The 22889-nt window shown below is 72.4% G+C and carries 22 protein-coding genes and 1 pseudogene; 14 read left to right on the top strand and 9 right to left on the bottom strand.

Features of this window, described 5'->3' with window-relative positions:
• Window positions 1-27 precede the first annotated feature (27 nt).
• Window positions 28-486 carry a DUF6232 family protein gene (locus tag Phou_RS11775; RefSeq protein ID WP_173056099.1) on the bottom strand — a complete coding sequence of 153 codons (459 nt, stop codon included), beginning with the start codon at window positions 484-486 and terminating at the stop codon, window positions 28-30.
• Between the two features lie 52 nt (window positions 487-538).
• Here Phou_RS11775 and Phou_RS11770 point away from each other — a divergent pair, with 52 nt between their 5' ends.
• A complete protein-coding gene (locus Phou_RS11770; protein ID WP_173056098.1) occupies window positions 539-952 on the top strand; it encodes an SRPBCC domain-containing protein in 414 nt (137 codons plus the stop codon).
• On the opposite strand, the gene Phou_RS11765 is transcribed toward Phou_RS11770, so the two are convergent.
• Complete coding sequence (locus tag Phou_RS11765; RefSeq protein WP_173056097.1) at window positions 945-1406, bottom strand: DUF6232 family protein; 462 nt, start codon at window positions 1404-1406, stop codon at window positions 945-947. The two genes, Phou_RS11770 and Phou_RS11765, sit on opposite strands and share 8 nt — an antisense overlap.
• Window positions 1407-1426: 20 nt before the next feature.
• On the opposite strand from Phou_RS11765, the gene Phou_RS11760 reads away from it, so the two are divergent.
• From Phou_RS11760 to Phou_RS11735, 6 genes and pseudogenes are all read left to right on the top strand, one after another.
• Window positions 1427-2200, top strand: a complete 774-nt coding sequence (locus tag Phou_RS11760) for an enoyl-CoA hydratase/isomerase family protein (protein ID WP_173056096.1) — start codon at window positions 1427-1429, stop codon at window positions 2198-2200.
• A 54-nt stretch (window positions 2201-2254) separates the two neighbouring features.
• Entirely contained in the window at window positions 2255-4120 is a 1866-nt protein-coding gene (locus Phou_RS51025; RefSeq protein WP_218578960.1) for an Hsp70 family protein, read from the top strand.
• A gap of 20 nt (window positions 4121-4140) precedes the next feature.
• Window positions 4141-5768 (top strand): annotated as a pseudogene (locus Phou_RS11750) (acetolactate synthase).
• A 709-nt stretch (window positions 5769-6477) separates the two neighbouring features.
• Window positions 6478-7587 carry a lytic polysaccharide monooxygenase auxiliary activity family 9 protein gene (locus tag Phou_RS11745; protein WP_173056095.1) on the top strand — a complete coding sequence of 370 codons (1110 nt, stop codon included), beginning with the start codon at window positions 6478-6480 and terminating at the stop codon, window positions 7585-7587.
• Window positions 7588-7677: 90 nt separating this feature from the next.
• On the top strand, window positions 7678-8682 hold the full coding sequence (locus Phou_RS11740) for an ATP-binding cassette domain-containing protein (protein ID WP_173056094.1): 1005 nt from the start codon (window positions 7678-7680) through the stop codon (window positions 8680-8682).
• Window positions 8679-9476, top strand: coding sequence for an ABC transporter permease (locus tag Phou_RS11735; protein WP_173056093.1), 798 nt, complete (start codon window positions 8679-8681; stop codon window positions 9474-9476). Before Phou_RS11740 ends, Phou_RS11735 begins: the two co-directional genes overlap by 4 nt.
• Window positions 9477-10163: 687 nt before the next feature.
• Here the strand turns inward: Phou_RS11735 and Phou_RS11730 are convergent.
• From Phou_RS11730 to Phou_RS11715, 4 genes are read right to left on the bottom strand one after another with little or no spacing between them, the layout of a single operon-like run.
• Window positions 10164-12611, bottom strand: a complete 2448-nt coding sequence (locus tag Phou_RS11730) for an AfsR/SARP family transcriptional regulator (RefSeq protein WP_173056092.1) — start codon at window positions 12609-12611, stop codon at window positions 10164-10166.
• Window positions 12612-12646: 35 nt separating this feature from the next.
• Window positions 12647-13051 (bottom strand): PLD nuclease N-terminal domain-containing protein, encoded by a 405-nt coding sequence (locus Phou_RS11725; RefSeq protein WP_173056091.1) that lies wholly within the window; start codon window positions 13049-13051, stop codon window positions 12647-12649.
• Between the two features lie 32 nt (window positions 13052-13083).
• Window positions 13084-13362: a DUF202 domain-containing protein gene (locus Phou_RS11720; protein WP_173056090.1), complete on the bottom strand. Its 279-nt coding sequence runs from the start codon at window positions 13360-13362 to the stop codon at window positions 13084-13086.
• Window positions 13363-13369: 7 nt separating this feature from the next.
• Entirely contained in the window at window positions 13370-13756 is a 387-nt protein-coding gene (locus tag Phou_RS11715; protein ID WP_173056089.1) for a YidH family protein, read from the bottom strand.
• A gap of 41 nt (window positions 13757-13797) precedes the next feature.
• Here Phou_RS11715 and Phou_RS11710 point away from each other — a divergent pair, with 41 nt between their 5' ends.
• The 4 genes from Phou_RS11710 (at window position 13798) to Phou_RS11695 (ending at window position 17267) form a co-directional block, all read left to right on the top strand.
• Window positions 13798-14223: a hypothetical protein gene (locus tag Phou_RS11710; protein ID WP_173056088.1), complete on the top strand. Its 426-nt coding sequence runs from the start codon at window positions 13798-13800 to the stop codon at window positions 14221-14223.
• Between the two features lie 62 nt (window positions 14224-14285).
• Entirely contained in the window at window positions 14286-15065 is a 780-nt protein-coding gene (locus Phou_RS11705; protein ID WP_173056087.1) for an electron transfer flavoprotein subunit beta/FixA family protein, read from the top strand.
• A 16-nt stretch (window positions 15066-15081) separates the two neighbouring features.
• Complete coding sequence (locus Phou_RS11700) at window positions 15082-16038, top strand: electron transfer flavoprotein subunit alpha/FixB family protein (protein WP_173056086.1); 957 nt, start codon at window positions 15082-15084, stop codon at window positions 16036-16038.
• 65 nt (window positions 16039-16103) lie between these two features.
• Window positions 16104-17267 carry a cysteine desulfurase family protein gene (locus tag Phou_RS11695; RefSeq protein WP_173056085.1) on the top strand — a complete coding sequence of 388 codons (1164 nt, stop codon included), beginning with the start codon at window positions 16104-16106 and terminating at the stop codon, window positions 17265-17267.
• Between the two features lie 53 nt (window positions 17268-17320).
• On the opposite strand, the gene Phou_RS11690 is transcribed toward Phou_RS11695, so the two are convergent.
• Window positions 17321-18166 carry a DMT family transporter gene (locus Phou_RS11690; protein WP_173056084.1) on the bottom strand — a complete coding sequence of 282 codons (846 nt, stop codon included), beginning with the start codon at window positions 18164-18166 and terminating at the stop codon, window positions 17321-17323.
• A 72-nt stretch (window positions 18167-18238) separates the two neighbouring features.
• Between Phou_RS11690 and Phou_RS11685 the strand changes: the two genes are divergently transcribed.
• From Phou_RS11685 to Phou_RS11675, 3 genes are all read left to right on the top strand, one after another.
• Window positions 18239-19114: a LysR family transcriptional regulator gene (locus Phou_RS11685; RefSeq protein WP_173056083.1), complete on the top strand. Its 876-nt coding sequence runs from the start codon at window positions 18239-18241 to the stop codon at window positions 19112-19114.
• Between the two features lie 88 nt (window positions 19115-19202).
• On the top strand, window positions 19203-20282 hold the full coding sequence (gene mnmA / locus Phou_RS11680; protein ID WP_218578957.1) for a tRNA 2-thiouridine(34) synthase MnmA: 1080 nt from the start codon (window positions 19203-19205) through the stop codon (window positions 20280-20282).
• On the top strand, window positions 20275-21246 hold the full coding sequence (locus Phou_RS11675) for a uroporphyrinogen decarboxylase/cobalamine-independent methonine synthase family protein (RefSeq protein ID WP_173056082.1): 972 nt from the start codon (window positions 20275-20277) through the stop codon (window positions 21244-21246). Before mnmA ends, Phou_RS11675 begins: the two co-directional genes overlap by 8 nt.
• Before the next feature lie 224 nt (window positions 21247-21470).
• Here the strand turns inward: Phou_RS11675 and Phou_RS11670 are convergent, their stop codons facing one another.
• Together Phou_RS11670 and Phou_RS52505 are read right to left on the bottom strand one after the other, a co-directional pair.
• Complete coding sequence (locus tag Phou_RS11670; protein WP_246273500.1) at window positions 21471-22625, bottom strand: TrpB-like pyridoxal phosphate-dependent enzyme; 1155 nt, start codon at window positions 22623-22625, stop codon at window positions 21471-21473.
• On the bottom strand, window positions 22626-22835 hold the full coding sequence (locus Phou_RS52505) for a hypothetical protein (RefSeq protein WP_246273499.1): 210 nt from the start codon (window positions 22833-22835) through the stop codon (window positions 22626-22628).
• Window positions 22836-22889 lie beyond the last annotated feature (54 nt).

The following is a 22889-nucleotide window of genomic DNA, read 5'->3' as shown; positions in this document are numbered from 1 at the left end:
ACATCATGTCACGCCCAAGGCGTGGAATTACTCACTCTGCTCCAAGGCGCGCTGTAACGCGCGGTAAATCTGCCCGAAACGTAAAGCGTCGTTTGTCCGCAGGAGCAGCACGTCCATTCCGCGGCACTGGACCCAGATCTCGTGGACCGACGAGCCGCGATCGTATGACCGTTCGAGCGCCATCAGCGGAAACTCCGACAGCGGCGTCAGCGTGAAGATCAGGCCGAGCGCCACCGCGACCACGACCAGCGCGAGGCCGATCTTGCTGCCCCAGTCGGTGAGGATCCAGAGCGCGCCGACGGCGACCGGCAGCGTGAGCAGCGTGACCAGCGCCCATCGGCCGGCGATGCGGCCACCTACACGCAGGTCGCGCCGGGTGCGCCGGTGCCACACATAAGAAAGATCTGAAAGCGGGTACGTGAGTCCGTACGCTTGCACCCACGACGACGTCACACGCACGGTGTCGTCGCGATAGTAAACGGCCACTCGCCCAGTGTTACCTATCCGAGCACAGGTCGATCCCCGCAAAAGGACGCGCATGATCCGCACCGGAAAGCTGAGCGTGGCGCTCCCGCCGAAGGAGGCGTTCCGCCTCTTCACCCCGCTGGGTGAGCGCGAATGGGTGGACCACTGGGAGCCGCACTTTCCCGACCCGGTCGAGGACGACTCCGCGCCCGGCACGGTCTTCCAGACCACCGGCCACGGCGGCACGACGACCTGGGTCGTGGTCGACCGCGAGCCGGGACGCCGCGTGCGCTACGCGCGGATCGCCCAGGGCACGGCCGGTACGGTCGAGGTGGTGCTCGACGAGGCGGAAGGCGGCAGCGAGGTCACGGTGACGTACGAGCTGACCGCCCTCACCGAGGACGCGCGGCCCGAGCTGGCGGGCTTTGCCGAGCACTATCCGGAGTTTCTGCGCGAGTGGCACGACGCCATCGCGCGAATCACCTGACCGTGGAGCCCTCGAGCGCGCGCTGCAGCGCCCGGTAGATCTGGCCGAAGCGGAGCGCGTCGCCCGTCTGCAGCAGCAGCACCTGCTGGCCCCGCCAGGTGGCCCAGATCTCCAGCGAGCGGGAGCCCCGCGCATACGACCGGTCCATGCGCTCCAGCATGAAGTCGGCCAGCGGGCCGACACCGAGCCCGATCAGGCAGGACACGCCGACGATCGCGATGGTCACGTCGAGCGAGGCGTGCACGCTGAGCGCGATCACGATGCCGATCGCGGCCGCCGCGAGCGGGCCGAGCAGCGCCATGCCGATGGCGCCGCGGCCGGCGATCGCACGCCACGAGCGGGCGCCCTTGGAGTGCCACACGCGGGCCAGCTCACGCAGCGGGTAACGGCGACCACCGATGCGGATGGCATCTGAGGTGATCTGCACCGACTTGTCGCTGTAGTACGTGACCATGGCACAACTAGCCTACTGGCATGGCTGACTTTGTGCGCGTGGAGATCAAGGACGGTATCGGCACCATCCGGCTGGACCGTCCCCCCATGAACGCGCTGAACACGCAGGTGCAGGAGGAGTTGCGCGAGGCCGCCACCGCGGCGTCCGCCGACCCCGAGGTCCGCGCGGTCATCGTGTACGGCGGGGAGAAGGTCTTCGCCGCCGGCGCGGACATCAAGGAGATGGCCGACATGTCGTACGTGGACATGTCCGCCCGCGCCGCCGACCTCTCCTCCGCACTCGGCGTGTTCGCCCGCATCCCCAAGCCGGTGGTCGCCGCGATCACCGGGTACGCGCTGGGCGGCGGCTGTGAGCTCGCCCTCGCGTGCGACTGGCGGGTGGTGGCCGACGACGCCAAGCTCGGCCAGCCGGAGATCAAGCTGGGCATCATCCCCGGCGCGGGCGGCACCCAGCGGCTGGCCCGCCTGGTCGGCCCGGCACGCGCGAAGGACCTCGTGCTCTCCGGCCGCATGGTGGACGCCGAGGAGGCGCTGCGCATCGGGCTCGCCGACCGGGTGGTGCCGGCCGCCGAGGTGTACGACACGGCGGTCGCGCTGGTCCGCCCGTACACCGAGGGTCCGGCACAGGCCGTGCGCGCCGCGAAGCTGGCCATCGACGGCGGCCTGGACATGGACCTCACCTCGGGCCTGGCCTGGGAGAGCCAGCTGTTCGCGGCGCTCTTCGCCACCGAAGACAAGCGGGAGGGTATGACCGCTTTCGTGGAGAAGCGGAAGCCGCGCTTCACGGGACGGTGACGGCGTCGTTCATCGGACGCTTCCGGATAGGAGCCGGCTCGTAGACTGATCGCCATGCCAGCGGACCGGACGCCGACCTCAGGCCATGCCCTGGGGATCGACTTCGGCACTTCGCACACCGTGGCGTTCGTGCGGTGGCCGGACGGGCGGGGGCGCCCGCTGCTGGTCGACGGCTCCCCGCTGCTGCCCTCCGCGGTCTACGCGGAGCCGGGCGGCGGCCTGATCGTCGGGCGCGACGCCGTGCACAGCGCGCGCCTCGACCCGGCCCGCTTCGAGCCCAACCCCAAGCGCCGCATCGACGACGGCACGCTGCTGCTCGGCGACCGCGAGGTGCCGGTGGGCGAGCTGGTCAGGGCGGTGCTCGCGCGGGTCGCCGAGGAGTGGGACCGCACGGTCGGCCGGGCCCGGCCGGAGATCACGCTGACCTGCCCGGCCATGTGGGGTGCCACTCGCCGCCGGCTGCTCGCCGGTGCTGCCGCGGCCGCCGGCTTCGAGGGGGTACGGCTGGTGGCCGAGCCGGTCGCCGCCGCCACCTACTTCGCCAAGGTGCTCGGCCGCGACGTGCCGATCGGGTCGGTCGTGGTGGTGCACGACTTCGGGGCGGGCACCTTCGACGCGAGCGTGGTGGCCCGCAAGGCGACCGGCTTCGAGGTGCTCGCCGTCGACGGCCGCGACGACATCGGTGGCCTCGACGTCGACGCGGCGATCATCTCGCACCTCGAAAAGACCTACGCGGACCGCGACAGGGCCGCCTGGGCACGGCTGGAAAACCCGTCCACCGCCGAGGAGAGGCGGGCCAAGCGCCAGCTCTGGGACGACGTGCGGGTGGCCAAGGAGCGCCTGTCCCGCAGCCCGTCGGCCGACCTGATGCTGCCGCTGCTCGACCTCGACGTGCATCTCACCCGGGTCGAGTTGGAGCAGCTGGCGACGCCGATCCTGGAGCAGACCGTGCGGGTGACGCAGGGCGTCATGCGCTGGGCCAAGCTGCCCGAGGGGCAGGTGGCGGGCGTCTTCCTGGTCGGCGGCTCCAGCCGGATGCCGCTGATGGCGACGCTGCTGCACCGCGCGCTGGGGGAGGCGCCAGCGGTGATCGAGCAGCCCGAGCTCGTGGTGGCCGAGGGGAGCATCCTCGCCGGCGAGGCGCTGCTGGCGAGCGCGCCGCCCGCGCCGGGACCGGCCACCTCGATGATGCGCCCGGTCTCGCCGGCCGGCCCGCCGCCGCAGCCGGTCGTTTCCGCGCCGCCCGCCGGCGGTTCGCTGGCGCCCGGCTCGACCCGCGTGCTGCCCCCGGAGGAGATCCCGTCGGCCGGTGTCACCGCGCCGGCGGCGGCGAGCGCACCCACCGCGGGAGCGCCGCGGACGGCGAGCCCGAGTGGCGGTGCGGCTCCACCCGCGCCGAGCCCGATCAGCGGAGGAGCGCCACCGGCGAGCCCGCCACGCACGGTCGGGCGAGTGATCGTTCCCGGGGCCCAGCCGCCGTCCGGCCGCCCCCGCGCCCAAGTGCCGCCGCCGGCCGCGACCAAGCCGCTCCCGCGCTACGAGGAGCCGACCGCGCCGCCCACCTCGCCGGCATACCCACCGGCAGGGGGCTACGCCCCGGCCAGCCAGCCGTACTCGCCACCCGCGGCGCCGCAGCCGCGGTACACGCCGCCCGCACAGCCTCGCTACACGCCACCCCGAGTACCGCGGGCGCCCCTCGCCGCTCCGCGCAGCCCGCAGCCGGTGGTGCGGCAGGCGGCGGTCCGGCGGCGTCCGGGCTTCATCGTGCGCGCGATCCGCGCACTCGTGATCACCACGCTGCTGATCGTCGTGCCGATCGGTGCCGGCATCTTCGCCTACGCCGCCGCCCGCAACCAGGCTCCCAGCGACGTCCTCCAAAACCTCGTCGATTGGATCCAGGGGTTCGCCGGCCTGGAGTGACTGGGCGGTAACCTACGCCCATGACATCACCCGAGCGGATCGAGGGACACGGCGGCGAGCTGGCGCTGGCGGCGTTGCGGGCGTACGGCGTCAGGGAGATGTTCACCCTCTCCGGTGGCCACGTCTTCCCGCTCTACGACGCGGCGCACAAGACCGGCTTCCCGCTCTACGACGTGCGGCACGAGCAGTCGGCGGTCTTCGCGGCCGAGGCGGTTGCCAAGCTGCAGCGCCGTCCGGGACTCGCCGTGCTCACCGCCGGGCCGGGTGTCACAAACGGCATCTCGGGGCTGACAAGTGCGTACTTCAACGGCTCACCCGTGCTGGTGATCGGCGGCCGGGCGCCCGCGTTCCGCTGGGGCTCGGGCAGCCTGCAGGAGATCGACCACCTGCCGCTGGTCGCGCCGGTGACCAAGTACGCCGCCACGGTCGGCTCGGGCGAGGAGATCCCGGGCGCCGTGGCCACCGCGCTGACGGCAGCGCTCACCGCCCACCGGGGTCCCGCCTTCCTCGACCTCCCGCTCGAAGTGATCTTCTCGGCCACCGACGCCGACGCACCGGCCGCGCCGGACGTACCCCTGGTGGAGCCCGACCCCGACGAGGTCGCCCGGGCCGCGCAGCTGATCGCCTCCGCCGAACGCCCGGTCATCATCGCCGGCTCCGACGTCTACGCCGGGGACGCGGTGGCCGCCCTCCGCGAGGCGGCCGAGACGCTCCACGTGCCGGTCTTCACCAACGGGATGGGCCGCGGCGCGCTGCCGCCCGAGCACCAGCTGGCGTTCGCCAAGTCGCGCCGCACGGCGCTCAAGGGCGCCGACGTGATCGCGGTGATCGGCACGCCGCTCGACTTCCGGCTCAGCTTCGGCGACTTCGGCAGCGCCCAGGTCGTACACATCGTGGACGCGCCCACCCAGCGCGCCTCGCACGTCACCCCGGCCGCCTCGCCCGCCGGCGACCTGCGGCTGATCCTGTCCGCACTCGCCGACTACGAGGGCGTCCGCGAGGACCACGCCGACTGGATCGCCACCCTCCGCGTGGCCGAGGACGCCGCGAAGGCCCGCGACGCCGAGGAGATGGCCGCCGAGACCGACCCGATCCGCCCCGCCCGCGTCTACGGCGAGCTGCGCAAGGTCCTCGCCCGCGACGCGGTGACGATCGGCGACGGCGGCGACTTCGTGTCGTACGCCGGCAGGTACCTCGAGCCCGCCGAGCCCGGCACGTGGCTCGACCCCGGCCCGTACGGCTGCCTGGGCACCGGCATGGGCTACGCGATGGGCGCGAGGATCACCTACCCCGACCGCCAGGTCTGCGTGCTGATGGGCGACGGCGCTTCGGGCTTCTCGCTGATGGACGCCGAGTCACTGGCCCGCCAGCGCCTGCCGGTCGTGATCGTGGTCGGCAACAACGGCATCTGGGGACTGGAAAAGCACCCCATGCGCGCGATGTACGGCTACGACGTGGCCGCCGACCTCCAGCCGGAGCTGCGGTACGACGACGTGGTGAAGGCACTGGGCGGCGCGGGCGAGACGGTGGCCAAGGCGAGCGACCTGGGGCGGCGCTGGCCCGAGCCTTCGACGCCGGCGTGCCGTACCTGGTCAACGTCCTCACCGACCCCGAGGACGCCTACCCGAGGTCCTCCAACCTGGCGTAGAGGACAAGCTGGTCAACAGCTTTGGGCTACCGCGACGTCCGTCGTAGTCCGGACCGTTGCGCGGGGCCCCGAGGAAACGTGGAGCGCAGCGGAGCCTTTTCTTGGGGTGCGTTCCCGCGGCCTCACCCTCCGCGATCCGCGGCCCACCACCAGGGACGGCCGCGGCGGAGTTGCACTGTGGACGGACGCATCGGCCTCAAACCCGAAGGCTCTGTGTGCGGTGTCGCCTGGGCTGGGTGGGCCGTCCAAGTTGGACAGGAGGTCTCGGCCGCGGTGGCCAGATCGTGTGCGGCCGTCGGGTCGGGCGTGGGTCAGTCGGGACCTGGCGGCTGTGGTCGCCGGCAGTGAGCGGCGGGGCGGGCGGCGCGTCGATCAGTCGTGACCGGGCGCACCGACGTGCTGATCAGGCGGGCAGCCCACCCCATCCCGCCGCCCGGTCGACGGCCTCCTGCACCGGATGCTCACCCGTGCGCCGTGGAGGCCGACGGCTTCGTGCGCCTGAGTGGCCCCGCCCAGCGTGGAGTGCACGTGCCACCTGCCGAGGGCGGTCACGCACGCCGGCGTCCGGAGTGCGTAATTAAATACTTGAGTTTGTCGATACGTCAAACTATTGTTAACGCGCGACCGCTGCGGGAGCCGCAACGTAGCCGGCGTGGGGAGTAGGGCAACTTCCCGCGCCTCGCTTGTACCTGCGTACCGTGGAGGTCCAATGTCGACAGTCAGACACGCGCGCCGCACCGCGACGGTCGTGTTTGCCGCCCTGATCCTGCTCACCACCGCACTCGTGAGTACGCCAGGCACCGCCTCTGCACACGGCTCGGCGATCGGCCCCGAGTCCCGCAACTACGGCTGCTGGAAGCGCTGGGGCAGCGACTTCCAGAACCCGGCCATGGCCACCCAGGACCCGATGTGCTGGCAGGCCTGGCAGGCGGACTCCACCGCGATGTGGAACTGGAACTCGCTCTACCGCGAAGAGGTCGCCGGCAACCACCAGGCGCACGTGCCGGACGGCCAGCTGTGCAGTGCCGGGCGGACCGGCGGCACGCGCTACGCCGCGCTGGACAACCCCGGCAACTGGCGGGCCACCAACCTGAGCACCTCGTTCACGTGGCGGATGCACGACCAGGCGCTGCACGGCGCGGACTACATCCGCATCTACGTGACGCGCCAGGGCTACAACCCGCTCACCCAGGCGCTCCGGTGGAGCGATCTGGAGCTGCGCCACGACACCGGACGCATCCTGCCCGGCGTCGGCGCGCGCGAGACCGACCCCGTGCTCAACGGCGTCACCATCTCCGCCAACGTCACCGCCCCCGGCCGCAGCGGCCGGCACATCGTGTACGCGATCTGGAAGGCCAGCCACGCCGACCAGAACTACTACTTCTGCAGCGATGTGAACTTCGGCGGCACCTCCAACCCCACGCCTCCGCCCACGACCCCTCCGCCCACCACGCCTCCGCCCACCACGCCTCCGCCCACGACCGCCCCGCCGCCCACCACACCGGCGCCGGGTAACGGCAGCTGCTCCGTGTCGTACGCGGTCACCGGCCAGTGGAACGGCGGCTTCCAGGCCGAGGTGCGGGTGACCGCCGGTTCGTCGGCGATCCGTGGCTGGACCGTGCGGTGGACCTACGCGAACGGGCAGACGGTCGCCCAGTCGTGGGGCGCCACCATAACTTCCAGTGGATCGAGCGTCACCGCGACGAACGCCGCGTACAACGGCAGTCTCGGCGCCGGTGCGAGCACCACGTTCGGCCTGATCGGCTCGTCGACCGGTACGAACACCGCACCAACCCCCACCTGCACCGCGACCACCTAGAACCACCCTCGCGGGGGCGCTGTCAGCGGTCTGTCAGCGCCCCCGCGCCACCGTCAGCAGGTCGTCAGGGCCGTGCCGCACGGTGGTCGCATGAACGAACAGACCACACACGCGATACTCGCCGAAGGGCTGGTCAAGCGCTTCGGTGACACCACCGCGCTGGGCGGGGTCGACCTCGCCGTACGCCGCGGCACCGTGCTCGGTCTGCTCGGCCCGAACGGGGCGGGCAAGACCACCGCCGTCCGCATCCTGGCCACGCTGCTGCGGCCGGACGCGGGGCGGGCCACCGTCGGCGGGTACGACGTCGTCCGCGACGCCCACCAGGTGCGCGGGCTGATCGGTCTCACCGGCCAGTACGCCTCGGTCGACGAGACGCTCACCGGCCTCGAAAACCTCATCCTCATCGGCCGCCTCCTCGGCCTGTCCCGCACCGACGCGCGGGCGCGGGGGCGTGAGCTGCTCGCCGAGTTCCGTCTGGAGGACGCGGCCAACAAGGCCGCCAAGGCGTACTCCGGTGGCATGCGCCGCCGCCTCGACCTCGCCGCGAGCCTCGTCGGCCGCCCGCAGGTGCTCTACCTGGACGAGCCGACCACGGGCCTCGACCCGCGCAGCCGCAACGAGATGTGGGACATCGTCCGTGACCTTGTCTCGGACGGGGTCACCGTCATGCTCACCACGCAGTACCTGGAAGAGGCCGACCTGCTGGCCGAGGAGATCGTGGTCATCGACCACGGCCGGGTGATCGCCACCGGCACCCCGGACGAGCTGAAGGGCCGGGTCGGTGCGCAGACGCTCACGGTACGGGCCAAGCACGCCGCCGACACCCCGATCGTGGAGTCGATCGTGGCCCAGGTGGCCGGGCGGGCACCCGAGGCGCAGGGCGGCGTGCTCGCCGTGCCGGTGACCGACGCGGCCGTACTGCCGGCCGTCGTGCGCCGGCTCGACGAGGCCGAGGTCCCGATCGGCGAGCTCGCGCTGCGCGGCTCCAGCCTCGACGAGGTGTTCCTCGCGCTCACCGGTCACCGTGCCGAGGACCGGACCGAAGACCAGAACGAGCCCGCAGGCCGCTACGAGACAGAGGAGATCCCCGCATGACGACCGCCGCCGTCGCACTGCCGCGCCGGGTCAACCCCATCGACGGGGTACGACACACGTTTACGCTCGCCTGGCGCAGCCTCGTGCAGCTCAAGCACAACCCGATGGAGCTGCTCGACCTCAGCATCCAGCCGATCATGTTCGTGGTGCTCTTCACGTACGTCTTCGGCGGCGCGATCTCGGGCAGCACGGGCGACTACCTGATGTTCGCCCTGCCCGGCATCATCGTGCAGAACGCGCTCTTCGCCTCGGTCACCACCGGCGTGGGGCTCAACACCGACCTGACCAAGGGCGTCTTCGACCGGCTGCGGTCCCTGCCGATCGCGCGCTCCGCTCCGCTGGCCGGGCGGATCATCGCGGACACGGTCAAGCAGGCGTGGTCGATCGCGCTGATCCTCGGCCTCGGCGTGATCCTCGGCTTCCGCATCCACGGCGGCGTGGCGGGCATGCTCGCCGCGTTCGCGCTGCTGCTGGTCTTCAGCCTGGCCGTGTCCTGGATTGCGGTGCTCGTGGGACTGCTTGCCAGCGAGCCGGAGAAGGTGCAGATCTTCGCCTTCGTGGTCGTCTTTCCGCTCACCTTCACCAGCAACGCTTTCGTGCCGACCGACACGATGCCCGGCTGGCTTCAGGCGTGGGTGGACGTCAACCCGGTCACGATCCTCGCCGACGCCGTGCGCGAGCTGCTCGCCGGTGGCGCGGCGGCGAGCCACGTGGGCCAGTCGCTGCTGTGGGCCGCGGCGATCGCGGCTGTCTTCGCGCCGCTCGCCGTCAGCACGTTCAAGCGCCGAGTATGACGCGGGCAGCCTCGCGGATGTCGCTGGACTTCGCGGCCCGCCGGCCCCGCTCGAATGCCTCGGTGAAGCGCTCTTCGCCGAGGCGTTCGCGCGCGGCGGCCTCCACGCGGCGGGCATCCACAGTGGACCGGTCAGGCCCGCCGCGCACGCCGTACGCCGCGCCGACGAAGCTGGCGGCCCGCTCCGGCTCTCCACAGTGGAGGGCGACGTCCGCGTACGCCATCAGCACCAGGCCGACCACCGGCATGTCGCGGGAGGAGTTGGCGAGCTCGAGTGCGGCGTCGGTGCGGGAGCGAGCCGCGACGAGGTCACCCTCGGCGGCGTCGATCTGCCCGATGGCGGCGACGATGAGCGCGACCCACTGCGGTGCCGAGGCGTGTCCGGTCGCCACCGCCTCGGCGCGCATCAGCTCCGTGCGGGAACGCTTCAGCTCGCCCATCGCGCGGAGGATCTCGCCGTGGTGGTACGAGACGGCCGCCCGACCCTCGTCGCTGCCGACCCGTTCGGCGGCCCGCCGCGCCTCGTCGAGCGTCGCGAACGCTTCCTCCGTCTCGCCGAGCATCCACAGCTCGTACGCGTACCGCGCCTGCATCTCCGGCACGTCCTCGGCGGCGCCGAGCGGTGCCATCTCGTCCAGCGCCTCCCGGAAGTACGCCGCCGCGCGCGCGTGATCGCCGTCGGTGGACGTCATGTGCGCCAGGCCGGCGAGGGTGGTGGCGGTGCCCCACCGATCGCCCAGCGCCCGAAACTCCACGAGCGCCGCCTCGAAGTGCCCCTCCGAGTCGCGCTCGTGCAGGCCGAGGTTGGCCTCGGCGTGGCCGTACATGACCCGGGCGACGCCGCGTACCCACGGGTCGGGGTGCGTGAAGAGGCTCGCCAGGCCGGCCATCGCCCGCTCGTTTTCCGGCGGGTTGCCGAAGAGGGACGAGATCGGGCCGACCAGGCGGAGGATCGGGTGCCGGTCTTCGTAGCCGCGTGCCAGCTCGGCCGCCTCCCGGAGCAGCCGCTGGCCCTGTTCCAGCTGGAAGAGGCCGGCCACGACGTTGAGCGCGGCGGTACCCATGGCCGCGGCGACGAGCGGCCTGGCGACCCGGCCAGGGACGGCCAGCGCCTCCATGGCCAGCTCGGCCCCTCGGCGCGGCGGCCGCCCATCCACCAGTACCAGCCGAGCGCGGCCGCGAAGCCCACCGCCAGGCGTGCCTCGCCCGCGGCGATCGCCCACCGCGCCGCCGCGTGCACGTTGTCGTGGTCGGCGTCGAGGCGGGCCAGCCACTCCACCTGGGCGCGCGAGCGCAGGTGGCGGTCGGCGCTGCGGGCCAGGCGCAGGAAGTACCGGGCGTGTGCCCGGCGCGTGGCCTGTGTCAGGCCGGACTCGCCGAGCCGCTCCAGCCCGTACGCCTTGATGGTCTCCAGCATCCGGTACCGGCCGTCGGGATCCGCGACCACGAGGGACTTGTCGACCAGCGCCGCCAGCTCGTCGAGCGCCTCGCCGCCGCACACCTCCTCGATCGCCGGAAGGCTCGCCGAGCCGGAAAAGACGGCCAGCCTGCACCACAGCGCGCGCTCGGCGTCGTCGAGCAGCTCCCAGCTCCAGTCGATGACCCCGCGGAGCGTCTGGTGGCGGGGAAGCGCGGTGCGGCTGCCCGCGTTCAGCAGCCGGAAACGGTCGGTGAGGCGGACCGCGACCTGCTCGGGTGTGAGCGCGCGCAGCCGGGCGGCGGCCAGCTCGATGGCGAGCGGCATGCCGTCGAGCGCGCGGCAGATCTCGACCACCGCGTCGGTGACCGTGAGCCTCGGGCGCACCGCCGCCGCGCGGTCGGCGAAGAGGCGCACGGCCGGATACGCGAGCGCGTCGGCCGCGGCCACCCCGTCGGGCGGCAGGGCCAGCGGCTCGACCGGAAACAGCGCTTCGCCGGTGATGCCCAGCGGCTCGCGGCTTGTGGCGAGCACGCGCAGGTGCGGGCAGCGCACCAGCAGGCTCTCGGCCAGCGGGGCGGCGGCCGCCACGAGGTGCTCGCAGTTGTCCAGGATGAGCAGCGCCCGCCGATCGCCCAACGCGCCCTGCAGCCGGGTGAGCGCGTCGACGCTCTCCTGCGGCATCTGGCCGCGCCCCGAGACCAGCGGGTACTCGCGGAGGCCGAGCGTTGACAGCACGATCGAGGCGAGCTCGGCGCCGTCGGTCAGCGGCGCGAACTCGACCAGCCACACCCCGTCCGGCGCCTGGTCGAGCATCGCCCGTCCGGACTCCATGGCGAGCCTTGTCTTGCCCGCGCCGCCCGGCCCGATCAGCGTGGTGAGGCGGGACTCAGCGATCACCTTCGTGACCTTCGTCACGTCGTCGTCGCGGCCGACGAAGCTGGTCAGCGTCGCGGGCAGGTTGGTGGTCGGCAGGGGTGCCGGCGGCGCGTCCGTGTCCTTCAGCAACGTGAGATGCAGGGCCGCCAGCTCGGGTGACGGGTCGGTGCCGAGCGACTCGGCGAGCGAGGAGCGCAGCCGGTCGTACGCCGCGAGCGCCTCCGCCGGCCGGCCGGCGCCCCGCAGCGCCCGGATCAGCTGCCCGGCCAGGCGCTCGCGCAGCGGGTGGGCCAGCGCCAGCGACTCCAGCTCGGGCACGAAGCCGCCCCCGTCGCCGAGTGCCAGCGCGGCGTCCACCCGATCTTCGATCGCGGCCAGCCGCAGTTCGTTGAGGCGGGCGGCGGGCGCGCGGGCGAAGGCGGCGTCCGCGACGTCGGCCAGTGCCGGCCCGCGCCACAGCGCCAGTGCGGCGGCCAGCGTCACGGCGGCGCCGGCGGGGTCGGTGCGAAGGCGGGCCCGCCCGGCGGCCACGTCGCGCTCGAAGCGGCAGGCGTCCACCGCCTCGGGCGGCACCGCCAGCCGGTAGCCGGCCGGGGTCGACTCGATCGCGCCCTCGGGCAGGGCGCGGCGCAGCCGGGAGATCACGGCCTGGAGTGCGTTTGACGCGCCGGCCGGCGGCTCCTCCTCCCAGAGCGAGTCGATCAGCGCGCTGGTAGTGACGACCCGGCCGGGGTCGAGCGCGAGCCGGATCAGGAGGCTGCGCAGGCGCGCGCCACCCACCTCAAGGGACGCGCCGGAGTCGGCGCGCACCTCGAGCGGACCGAGCAGCGCGATCTGCACGAAACGATTCTCCCCCGGATTGTGTGGGGGTCGGGTCAGGAGGTGCTCTCCTCACCGCTTTCGCGGCGGCGCATCTCGTCTTCGCGGCGGCGAAGGTCTTCCTCCCACTTTTCGAACAGCTCCCGGTCGTGCTGCGACTTGCCGGCATCCAGCGACTTAAGGAACTCCGGATCGTCGTCCGGTGCCACCGGCCGCGACCGCTTGGGCTCCGGGAAGCCGCCCGCGGCCCGCCAGCCGCCACCGGGAGAGCCCTCGCGCGCCGGCCGGCCGGCGAGGAACCAGGCGATGGACCCGATCAGCGGGAAGAACAGGATGATCAGCACCCAGACGAGCCGAGGCAGCGCCCGGATCTCGTCCTCCTCGGCTGATAGGCAGCTGATCAGCGCGAGGACAGCGAGGATGATCTGTACCAGGAAGAGGAGCACGTACAGGCGGGCCATCCCGCAATGATGGCCCCTGATGGCCACCCTGGCTAACGGATCAGCACCAGCAGCGTGCCGAGGGCCGCGTAGCCGGCCGTGAACAGGGCGACGAGAGGCAGGGCCGGGCCCGGCCCGGGGCGGCGGGACCGGTACCGCCAGAAGGCCACGGCGAACAGCGCTGTCCAGCCGGCCAGGGCGGCCGCCACGATCAGCAGGTCGCCGTCGATCGCGGCCAGACGGGCCAGGAGAACGGCGACACCGCCGGCGAGGAGCAGCGTGCGCCACCAGGCGAGCCACGTGCGCTCGCGGGCCAGCCCGGGGTCGCTCATCGGTCGATCAATCGAAGGCCTGCACGAGTACGACGACGACGAGCAGCGCCGCGCCGGCACCGACCAGGATCGCGAGCAGGGCGGGGAAGCGGGAGGCGGGCAGGTCGCGTCCGAGGCGCATCGCCCGCTCGGTGCGAGCCCAGCGGTCCACCGCGCGCACGGCGACCGCACCGCCCAACAGCAGCAGTGCGATGGAGATCACCTCACGCAGGTGGGCGACCCGCAGCGGCGGCAGGAACTGTGCGGTGGCCAGGCCGCCCGCCACAAGGGCCAGGCCAGTGCGTATCCAGGCAAGGAAGGTGCGCTCGTTGGCCAGCGAGAAGCGGTAGTCGGGCGTCGCGCCGACCCGGCGTACCTCCTCGGGATCGAACCATCGCTTGATCGCGCCCAGCACGCCTGCCATTATCCCGCCGGCCTCGCCCGTAACCTGTGTGCGTGACCGAGTTGACCGCCGACGAAAAGTCCACCCTGAAGACGGCCGCATTCGGCGCGGTCTTCCTGGTCTCCGACGCCGATCCGGGTTTTTTCGCGATGCTCCGCGAGAGCTTCGCCGCCTCCGACGCGCTGGCCGGGGCGACCGGGCTGGTCAAAGAGGTGCTGAGCACCGGCCCGCTGCCCAAGCTTCCGCGCGCGTCCACCGCTGAGGTGGAGGCGTTCGTGCTGCCCGCGCTGGAGAGGTCGATGGCGATCCTGCGGGAGAAGGCACCGTCCGAGGTGGACAACTACCAGGCCGCGGTGATCACCGCGGTCGAGCAGGCCGCGAAGGCCACTCATGGCGTCAACGCCCGCGAAGCAGACGCACTGGCCAAGGTCAAGGCGGCTGTGGGGGTCGTGGCCGATCCCACTATTACTGGCGAGTAACCTAGACGGTGGGTAACTTCAGTTAACGTGCGTTAACCCAAGCAGGAGGTCCTGGAAGCGCGATGAACATCGTGGTGCTCGTCAAGCAGGTGCCGGATTCGAGCGCGGAGCGTTCGCTGCGGGCTGGTGATAATACGGTCGACCGTGGGTCGGCGAGCAATGTCATCAATGAGATGGATGAGTATGCCATTGAGGAGGCGTTGCGGGTTCAGGCGGCGCATGGTGGTGAGGTCACGATCTTGACGATGGGGCCGCAGGGTGCTTCGGAGTCGATTCGTAAGGCGTTGTCGATGGGTCCGGACCGGGCGGTGCATGTGCTGGACGATGCGTTGCACGGCTCGTGCGCGGTAGCCACGTCGAAGGTGCTGGCGGCGGCGTTGGGCACCCTCAATCCCGACCTGGTGCTGTGTGGTGCGGAGGCGACCGATGGGCGGGTGCAGGTGATGGCGCACATGCTGGCTGAGCGGCTGGGGATCGCCGCGTTGACCGGTGCGCGGAAGCTGACCGTGGACGGTGCGTCGTTGACGATCGAGCGGCAGACCGAGGAAGGCTTCGAGGTGGTGGCCGCTTCGACGCCGGCGGTGGTGTCGGTGTGGGACACGATCAACGAGCCGCGGTATCCGTCGTTCAAGGGGATCATGGCGGCGAAGAAGAAGCCGGTGCAGACGCTGTCGGTGGCCGATCTGGGGATCGCCGCGTCTGAGGTGGGGTTTGCGGGTGCGTCGTCGGTGGTGGTGCAGCACAGTAAGCGGCCGCCGCGTTCGGGTGGGCAGAAGGTCGCTGATGAGGGCGATGGCGGCGTGAAGCTGGTCGAGTTCCTGGCCTCCGAGAAGTTTGTGTAAAAGGGGAGGGGTTTCGATGGCTGAGGTTTTGGTTGTCGTGGAGCATTCCGGTGGTGAGGTTAAGAAGGTCACCCTGGAGATGCTCACGTTGGCCCGTGAGCTGGGCACCCCGGCGGCGGTGGTGCTCGGCGGCCCGGGCGTGGCCGCTCCTCTGACCGAAAAGCTGGGCGAGTTCGGCGCGGCGACGGTGTATGCCGCCGAGAGTGAGGATCTGGACGGGTTCCTGGTCGCGCCGAAGGCTGCCGTGCTGGCCGGGCTGGTCCGGTCGGTGCAGCCGGCCGCGGTGCTGCTCGGCTCGACCCAGGAGGGTAAGGAGATCGCCGGCCGGCTCGCGGTCAAGCTCGACAACGGTCTGCTGACCGACGTTAGTGGGCTGGACGCGGACGGGGTGGCGACGCAGGTGGTGTTCGCCGGCTCCACGATCGTCAAGTCGCGGGTGACTCGCGGGTTGCCGCTGGTCACTGTCCGCCCCAACTCGCTGACCCCGACCCCGGCGCCGGCCAGCGTGCGGGTGTCGGCGGTGGATGTGGTGGTGGAGCAGTCGGCGAAGCTGGCCCGGGTGCTCGAGCGCAAGGTCGAGCCGAAGGGTGCCCGGCCGGAGCTGACCGAGGCGTCCGTGGTCGTCTCCGGCGGCCGTGGCGTGGGCAGCGGCGACAACTTCAAACTCGTCGAGGAGCTCGCCGACCTGCTCGGCGGTGCGGTCGGCGCGTCCCGGGCCGCGGTCGACTCCGGTTTCTACCCGCACCAGTTCCAGGTCGGGCAGACCGGTAAGACCGTCTCCCCCCAGCTGTACGTGGCGTTGGGTATCTCCGGCGCGATCCAGCACCGGGCCGGGATGCAAACCTCCAAGACCATCGTCGCGGTCAACAAAGACGCCGAAGCACCCATCTTCGAACTCGCCGACTACGGCGTCGTCGGCGACCTGTTCAAAGTCGTCCCACAAGCCACCGAAGAAATCCGCAAACGTAAATAGAGCGTGCGCACGTCACATGCCGGGCCGGGGGATGACCCCGGCCCGGCGCATTAGGCTGATATGCGATGGCCTACATGGATCACGCCGCGACCACGCCGATGCTCAGCGAGGCGATCGAGGCGTATGTCGCCGCCGCCCGCGACGTCGGAAACGCCTCCTCGCTGCACGCGCCGGGGCGGCGGGCTCGCCGCACCGTCGAGGAGTCGCGGGAGCGGATCGCCGCCGCGCTCGGTGCTCGCCCGTCCGAGGTGATCTTCACCGGTAGCGGTACGGAAAGCGACAACCTCGCGGTCAAGGGCATGCACTGGGCCCGCCGTGACCGCGCCGCCGGGCGCAACCGGGTGATCGCCAGCGCGGTCGAGCACCATGCGGTGCTCGACTCGGTGCGCTGGCTGGAGGAGCACGAGGGCGCCGACGTCACCTGGCTGGAGGTCGACCAGCAGGGTCGGGTGCCGGTCGAGGCGCTGCGCGACGCCCTCTCCGCGCACGGCGACCAGGCCACCGTCGTCACCGCGATGTGGGCCAACAACGAGGTCGGCACGCTCCAGCCCGCCGCCGCACTCGCCGCGCTCGCGGCCGAGGCGGGGGTGCCGTTTCACACCGACGCGGTCCAGGCGGTCGGCCAGGTGCCGGTCGACTTCGCGGCCAGCGGGGCCGCCGCGCTCTCCATCAGCGGCCACAAGCTTGGCGGCCCCACCGGCGTCGGCGCGCTGCTGCTCGGCCGCGACATCGCCTGCACCCCGCTGCTGCACGGCGGCGGGCAGGAGCGGGACGTGCGCTCCGGCACGCTCGACGTACCGGCCATCGCGGCCTTCGCCGTCGCGGTCGAGAGCGCGGTCAAGACCCAGCAGGAGACCGCGGCAAGGCTCGGCGCCCTCCGCGACGACCTGGTCTCCCGGGTGCGGCAGGCGGTGCCGGACGCGATCTACAACGGCGACCCGACCCACCGGCTGCCGGGCAACGCGCACCTGTCCTTCCCCGGCTGCGAGGGTGACGCGCTGCTGCTCCTGCTCGACGCCCAGGACATCGCCTGCTCGACCGGCTCGGCCTGCTCGGCGGGGGTCGCCCAGCCGTCGCACGTACTGCTGGCGATGGGCGCCGACGACGACCGCGCGCGGTCATCGCTCCGCTTCACGCTCGGCCACACCTCGACGCGCGCCGACGTGGACGCGCTGGTCGCCGCCCTCCCCGGCGCTGTCGAGCGGGCGCGGCGGGCCGCTGCCCGCTGAGGCCGGCCCTCCACCCGATCGCGGCGGCGCAGGCGACGGCGGCTTGGCGACGATCAGGTAGACGCCGGCGAGCACCGCGGCCATGCCGGCCACCAGGCCGAGCGTGACCGGCTCGCCCAGCAGCAGCGCCCCCACAGCACGCCGAACACCGGCGCCAGCAGCGTCACCGTCACCGCGGCCACCGGCCCCACCCGGGCCAGCAGGCGGAACCACAGCACGAACGCCACTCCCGTGCACACCAGGCCCAGAACAGCCACGGCCGCCACCGCCTTGGCCGTCGGCGGGTGCGCCGTGCCGGCCACCGTGACCGGGGCGGCCAGCAGCACCGCGGCACCGATCTGCTGGCCGGCGGCGAGCACCAGCGGCGGGGTGCCGCCGAGCCGGCGGGCGGTCCACACGCTGCCCACCGCGTACGACAGGGAGGCGAGCAGGCACGCGCCGGTGGCGGCCAGCGTGACGCCGTCCAGCGGCAGCGAGCCCAGCCCGACCGCCGCGGCCACCCCGGCCAGACCGACCGCACCACCCAGCAGGCGCCGGCCGCTCGCGGCCTGCCCGAGCCAGATGCGGGCGACCACGATGCCCCAGATCGGCGTGGTGGCGTTGAGCACGGCGGCCAGCGAGGCGGGCAGGCGCAGCTCAGCCACGGCGAAGAGCGTGAACGGCAGCGCCGCCAGCAGGAAGCCCACCACCATCAGGTCCCGGTAGCGCCCGCGCAGCTCGGCGGCCAGCCGCTGGCGCGTCACCGCGATCAACACGAGCGGCACCAGCGCGCCCAGCGCCACCCGGCCGGCCGAGACCGGCAGCGGGCCGAGCACCGGGGAGGCGACCCGGATGAACAGGAACGAGGCGCCGAACACGGCGGCGACCGACAGCAGGATCGCCAGATCCTTGCGAGACATGCCCTCAGGGGTACGCTGTGCTGCATCCACAAGTCAAACTCATATGACTCATAGTCGGCATGAGGAGTCTGCATGCACCTCGCTCAGCTGCGCGCCCTCGTCGCGGTGGCCGACCGCGGCAGCTTCACCCGCGCCGCGCGCGACCTGGGCCTCACCCAGTCGGCGGTCTCGCACGCCGTCGCCGCCCTGGAGCGTGACCTCGGTCAGCGCCTCGTCGACCGGGAGCGGGTGGGCGCGGTGCTCACCGCGGTGGGCAAGGCCGTGGTCGACGACGCGCGGGATGCGGTGCGTGCGGCCGACCGGGTGGCCGAGCGGGCCGCGGCCAGCGCCGGTGAGCTTGTGGGGGAGCTGCGCCTGGGTGGGATGCCGAGCACCAACCTTGCCGTGCTCCCCGCGCTCCAGCGCCGCTTCGCGCGGCGGCACCCGGGGGCCCGCGTCTCGCTGCTGGAGGGCACCGACGACGAGATGGTCGACTGGCTGGAGCGCGGCCTCGTCGACCTCAGCTGCGTGGTCGTGGGCCTGGGCGTGGTCGAGGGGCCGGTGCTGGCTGAGGACGAGTTCGTGGCGCTTGTGCACCCTGAGCACCCGCTCGCCGGCGAGGCGGCCGTGCGGGTCGAGGATCTGCTCGACGACGCGTTCGTGACCAGCAAGAGCGGGTGCGAGCCGCTGGTCGAGTCGATCTTCGGGAGCCACGGGCTTGTGTTCCGCCCAACCCACCGGGTCACCCAGCTCAGCACGATCGTGACCATGGTCCGAGCCGGCATGGGCGTGGCGCTCCTGCCCTCGCTCATGCTCGACGGCGACCCGGCCGGGGTGGTGCCGATCCCGCTCAACCCCCGCGTGCCGCGCACGCTGCGCATCGGTCACCGCCCGGGCGGGCGACCCTCCGCCCTCGCCAGGGCCTTCCTCGACTTCGTGGACGAAGACGGCGCGACGGGCCGCGAGTGAGCCTCGCCAGGCCGCGCAGCCGCCATGCCGGTCACCGCCGGAGTGAGGCGGAGCCGAGCCGGCTGGCGCTGCCGGTTACGGTTGTCGGGTGAGAGTCCTGGCCGCGATGTCCGGCGGGGTCGACTCGGCGGTGGCGGCCGCACGGGCGGCCGACGCCGGTCACGACGTCACCGGCGTCCATTTGGCGCTGGCGCGCAACCCGCAGACCTACCGTTCGGGGGCCCGCGGGTGCTGCACGCTCGAAGACGCCCGGGACGCCCGCCGTGCCGCCGACGTGATCGGCATCCCGTTCTACGTGTGGGACATGGCCGACCGCTTCCACGAAGACGTGGTCGATGATTTCGTCGCGGAGTACGCGGCGGGCCGTACCCCCAATCCCTGCCTGCGCTGCAACGAAAAGATCAAGTTTGCCGCGGTGCTGGATCGGGCGGTGGCCCTCGGTTTTGACGCCGTGGTGACCGGCCACCACGCGCGCCTCGGTGCGGACGGTCTCCTGCGCCGCAGCGTCGACCTGGCCAAAGACCAGTCCTACGTGCTGGCCGTGCTCCGCCGCGACCAGCTCGACCGCTCGATGTTTCCGCTCGGCGACACGACAAAGGCGCAGGTGCGCGTCGAGGCGGCCGAGCGCGGGCTGGCCGTGGCGGAAAAGCCGGACTCGCACGACATCTGCTTCATCGCCGACGGAGACACCCGCCGTTTCCTGGCCGAGCGGCTGGGCGAGGCGCCCGGCGACATCGTCGACGCGCGGACGGGCGCGGTGCTCGGTGCGCACTCAGGGGCGTACGCGTACACCGTGGGGCAGCGCCGCGGCCTCGCCCTCCGCGAGCCGGCGCCGGACGGTCGTCCCCGCTACGTGCTGTCGATCACGCCGGTCACCAACACCGTGACCGTCGGCTCGGCCGAGATGCTCGACGTCTCGGACGTCACCGCCGACCGTCCGGTGTGGACCGGTGGCCCGCCGCCGGAGGGCCCGATCGAGTGCGAGGTCCAGCTGCGCGCGCACGGCGAGGTCGTGCCGGCCACCGTCGAGCTGACCGGCGGCCGCATGCTCGCCGCCCTGCGCCGCCCGGCCCGCGGTGTGGCGGCCGGGCAGGCGCTCGTCGCGTACCGGCCGGACCCCGCCGGCGACATCGTGCTCGGCTCAGCGACGATTGGCAGCCGTGACTGACTTTCCCTGGCCGCGCGGTTCGGCGACGGGCATCGGCTCGCTGCCCGGCACCGACGTCGCCGAAGCGCAGAAGATCGTGCTCGGTGAGCTGCCCAACCTCCCGCACCTGCCCGAGCTGCCCGACCGCGGCCCCGGCGCGGACATGGTCGGGCGGGGCGCCGCGTTCCTGGTCGAGCTGCCCGTCGAGCTCTACGCGGCCCGCTGGCGCGTCGCCTCCCGCCCCGGCCGGGACCGCCGCCGCGCCCTCGACCTGCTCGAACGCGACCTCGACCAGATGACCGAGCAGGCCGACGGGTTCGCCGGCACGTTCAAGGTGCAGGCGGCCGGGCCCTTCACGCTCGCCGCCAACATCGACCTCGCGCTCGGCGGCCGCATCCTGCGCGACCACGGTGCGGTGCGCGACCTGAGCGAGTCGCTCGCCGAGGGGCTGCGCACGCACGTGGCCGACGTACGCCGCCGGCTGCCCGCCGCCACCATCCTGCTCCAGCTCGACGAGCCGTCCCTGCCCGCGGCGCTGGGCGGGCGGATCGCGACGGAGAGCGGGCTGTACACCTACCGCTCGATCGAGTCCACCACCGCCGGCTCGCTGCTGCGCACGGTCGTGGAGGCGGCCGCCGCGCCGGTGGTGCTGCACTGCTGCGCGCCCGACGTACCTCTCGACGTGGTCCGCGCGAGCGGCGCGGCCGCGGTGGCGCTCGACATGTCGCTCGTGGACAAGCTCGACCCGCTGGGCGAGGCGATCGACGCCGGGCTCGGCCTCTTCGCCGGCTCCGGCCAGGCCACCTCCGCCGCGGTCGCCGACCAGGTGCGCGGCGTGTGGCGGCAGCTGGGCTTCCCCGATCAGCGCCTGCCCGACCAGGTCGTGGTGACGCCGGCCTGCGGCCTCGCCGGCACGCCGGCCGCCGACGCGCGGCGCGCACTGACCGCCGTCCGCGAGGCGTCGCAGCGCCTCCAGGAGGTCTGAGCCGCAGGGCCGGGGATCCCGAAGACTTGGGCTACCGCGACGCCCGTCGTGGTCCGGACCGTTGCTCCCGCGGCCTCACCCTCCGCCGTTGCGCACGCAACCCCCGGCCGGCACGGCCCGCCGCTGAGTCGCGGCCCGCGGGCGGCCCATGGCTTGTCACGCCGCGCGGCCGTCGTCGGTCGGCCGCGGGGTCCAGACCGCGACGGACACCGCGGTAGCTCTGGCTAGGCCGGCACCTTCGGCAGGGCCGCTACCGCGGTGGCGACGTCGGCTTCGGAGAGCTCGTGGTCGACGAGGTCGCCGGCAAGGTAAGCGCCATATGCCGCCAAGTCCAGGTGGCCGTGGCCGCACAGCGCGGTCAGGATCACCTTCTCCTCGCCGGTCTCCTTGCAGCGCAGCGCCTCCTCGATGCAGGCGGCCAGCGCGTGGGTCGGCTCGGGTGCCGGCACGATGCCCTCGGTGCGCGCGAACCGCACACCCGCCTCGAAACACTCGCGCTGGGTCTTCGAGATCGCCTCGATCAGGCCAAGCTCGTACACGTGCGAGATGAGCGGTGACATGCCGTGGTAACGCAGGCCGCCGGCGTGGATCGGGTCGGGGATGAAGTCGTGGCCCAGCGTGTGCATCTTCATCAGCGGGGTCATGCCGGCGGTGTCGCCGAAGTCGTACGCGTACACGCCCTTGGTCAGCGACGGGCAGCTGGCCGGCTCGACCGCGCGGATCGTCACGTCCATGCGGCCGGCCAGCTTCTCGCGCAGGAAGGGGAACGCGAGGCCGCCGAAGTTCGAGCCGCCGCCGGTGCAGCCGACGATCACGTCGGGCGTGAGCCCCACCTTGGCGAACTGGGCTATCGCCTCCTCACCGATCACCGTCTGGTGCAGCAGAACGTGGTTGAGCACGCTGCCCAGCGCGTAGTTGGTGTCGTCGTTCTGCGCGGCCACCTCGACCGCCTCGGAGATGGCGATGCCGAGCGAGCCGGGGGAGTCGGGGTGCTTGGCGAGGATCGCGCGGCCGGCGGCGGTCAGGTCCGAAGGGGACGGATGGATGACGCCGCCGAACGTCTCGATCATGATCTTGCGGTACGGCTTCTGGTCGTACGAGGCGCGCACCTGCCACACCTCGCAGTCCAGCCCGTACTGCGAGCAGGCGAACGCGAGCGCGGTGCCCCACTGCCCGGCGCCGGTCTCCGTGGTGAGGCGGCGGATGCCGGCGGCCGCGTTGTAGTACGCCTGCGGCACCGCGGTGTTGGGCTTGTGCGAGCCGGCCGGCGACACGCCCTCGTACTTGTAGAAGATCTTGGCGGGAGTGCCGAGCGCCTTCTCCAGCCGGTGCGCGCGGAAGAGGGGCGAGGGCCGCCACAGCTTGTAGACATCCAGCACCTAGTCGGGGATGTCCACGTACCGGTCGGTGGCCACCTCCTGAAGGATCAGGTCCATCGGGAAGAGCGGCGCGAGGTCGTCCGGACCGACCGGCTGGAGCGTGCCGGGGTGCAGCACCGGCGGCGGAGGGCTCGGCAGGTCGGCGAGCACGTTGTACCAGCGACGAGGCATCTCCGACTCGTCCAGCAAGATCTTGGTCGGCTCACTCATGGTCAGCACGTTAGTCGTACCCACCGGTGTCATACCAAGCGGTTACGGTGCAGA

The organism is Phytohabitans houttuyneae (assembly GCF_011764425.1).
Classification (GTDB): domain Bacteria; phylum Actinomycetota; class Actinomycetes; order Mycobacteriales; family Micromonosporaceae; genus Phytohabitans; species Phytohabitans houttuyneae.
The sequence above is the reverse complement of the archived record's forward strand: the minus strand, read 5'-3'. Positions and strand labels throughout refer to the sequence as shown.

What these genes read in the sequence shown, in the direction of transcription:
- Phou_RS11770 (WP_173056098.1), top strand. Translation starts at nt 539, where the DNA reads ATGATCCGCACCGGAAAGCTGAGCGTGGCGCTCCCGCCGAAGGAGGCG.
- Phou_RS11765 (WP_173056097.1), bottom strand. Translation starts at nt 1,406, where the DNA reads ATGGTCACGTACTACAGCGACAAGTCGGTGCAGATCACCTCAGATGCC.
- Phou_RS11760 (WP_173056096.1), top strand. Translation starts at nt 1,427, where the DNA reads ATGGCTGACTTTGTGCGCGTGGAGATCAAGGACGGTATCGGCACCATC.
- Phou_RS51025 (WP_218578960.1), top strand. Translation starts at nt 2,255, where the DNA reads ATGCCAGCGGACCGGACGCCGACCTCAGGCCATGCCCTGGGGATCGAC.
- Phou_RS11745 (WP_173056095.1), top strand. Translation starts at nt 6,478, where the DNA reads ATGTCGACAGTCAGACACGCGCGCCGCACCGCGACGGTCGTGTTTGCC.
- Phou_RS11740 (WP_173056094.1), top strand. Translation starts at nt 7,678, where the DNA reads ATGAACGAACAGACCACACACGCGATACTCGCCGAAGGGCTGGTCAAG.
- Phou_RS11735 (WP_173056093.1), top strand. Translation starts at nt 8,679, where the DNA reads ATGACGACCGCCGCCGTCGCACTGCCGCGCCGGGTCAACCCCATCGAC.
- Phou_RS11725 (WP_173056091.1), bottom strand. Translation starts at nt 13,051, where the DNA reads ATGGCCCGCCTGTACGTGCTCCTCTTCCTGGTACAGATCATCCTCGCT.
- Phou_RS11720 (WP_173056090.1), bottom strand. Translation starts at nt 13,362, where the DNA reads ATGAGCGACCCCGGGCTGGCCCGCGAGCGCACGTGGCTCGCCTGGTGG.
- Phou_RS11705 (WP_173056087.1), top strand. Translation starts at nt 14,286, where the DNA reads ATGAACATCGTGGTGCTCGTCAAGCAGGTGCCGGATTCGAGCGCGGAG.
- Phou_RS11700 (WP_173056086.1), top strand. Translation starts at nt 15,082, where the DNA reads ATGGCTGAGGTTTTGGTTGTCGTGGAGCATTCCGGTGGTGAGGTTAAG.
- Phou_RS11695 (WP_173056085.1), top strand. Translation starts at nt 16,104, where the DNA reads ATGGCCTACATGGATCACGCCGCGACCACGCCGATGCTCAGCGAGGCG.
- Phou_RS11690 (WP_173056084.1), bottom strand. Translation starts at nt 18,166, where the DNA reads ATGTCTCGCAAGGATCTGGCGATCCTGCTGTCGGTCGCCGCCGTGTTC.
- Phou_RS11685 (WP_173056083.1), top strand. Translation starts at nt 18,239, where the DNA reads ATGCACCTCGCTCAGCTGCGCGCCCTCGTCGCGGTGGCCGACCGCGGC.
- Phou_RS52505 (WP_246273499.1), bottom strand. Translation starts at nt 22,835, where the DNA reads ATGAGTGAGCCGACCAAGATCTTGCTGGACGAGTCGGAGATGCCTCGT.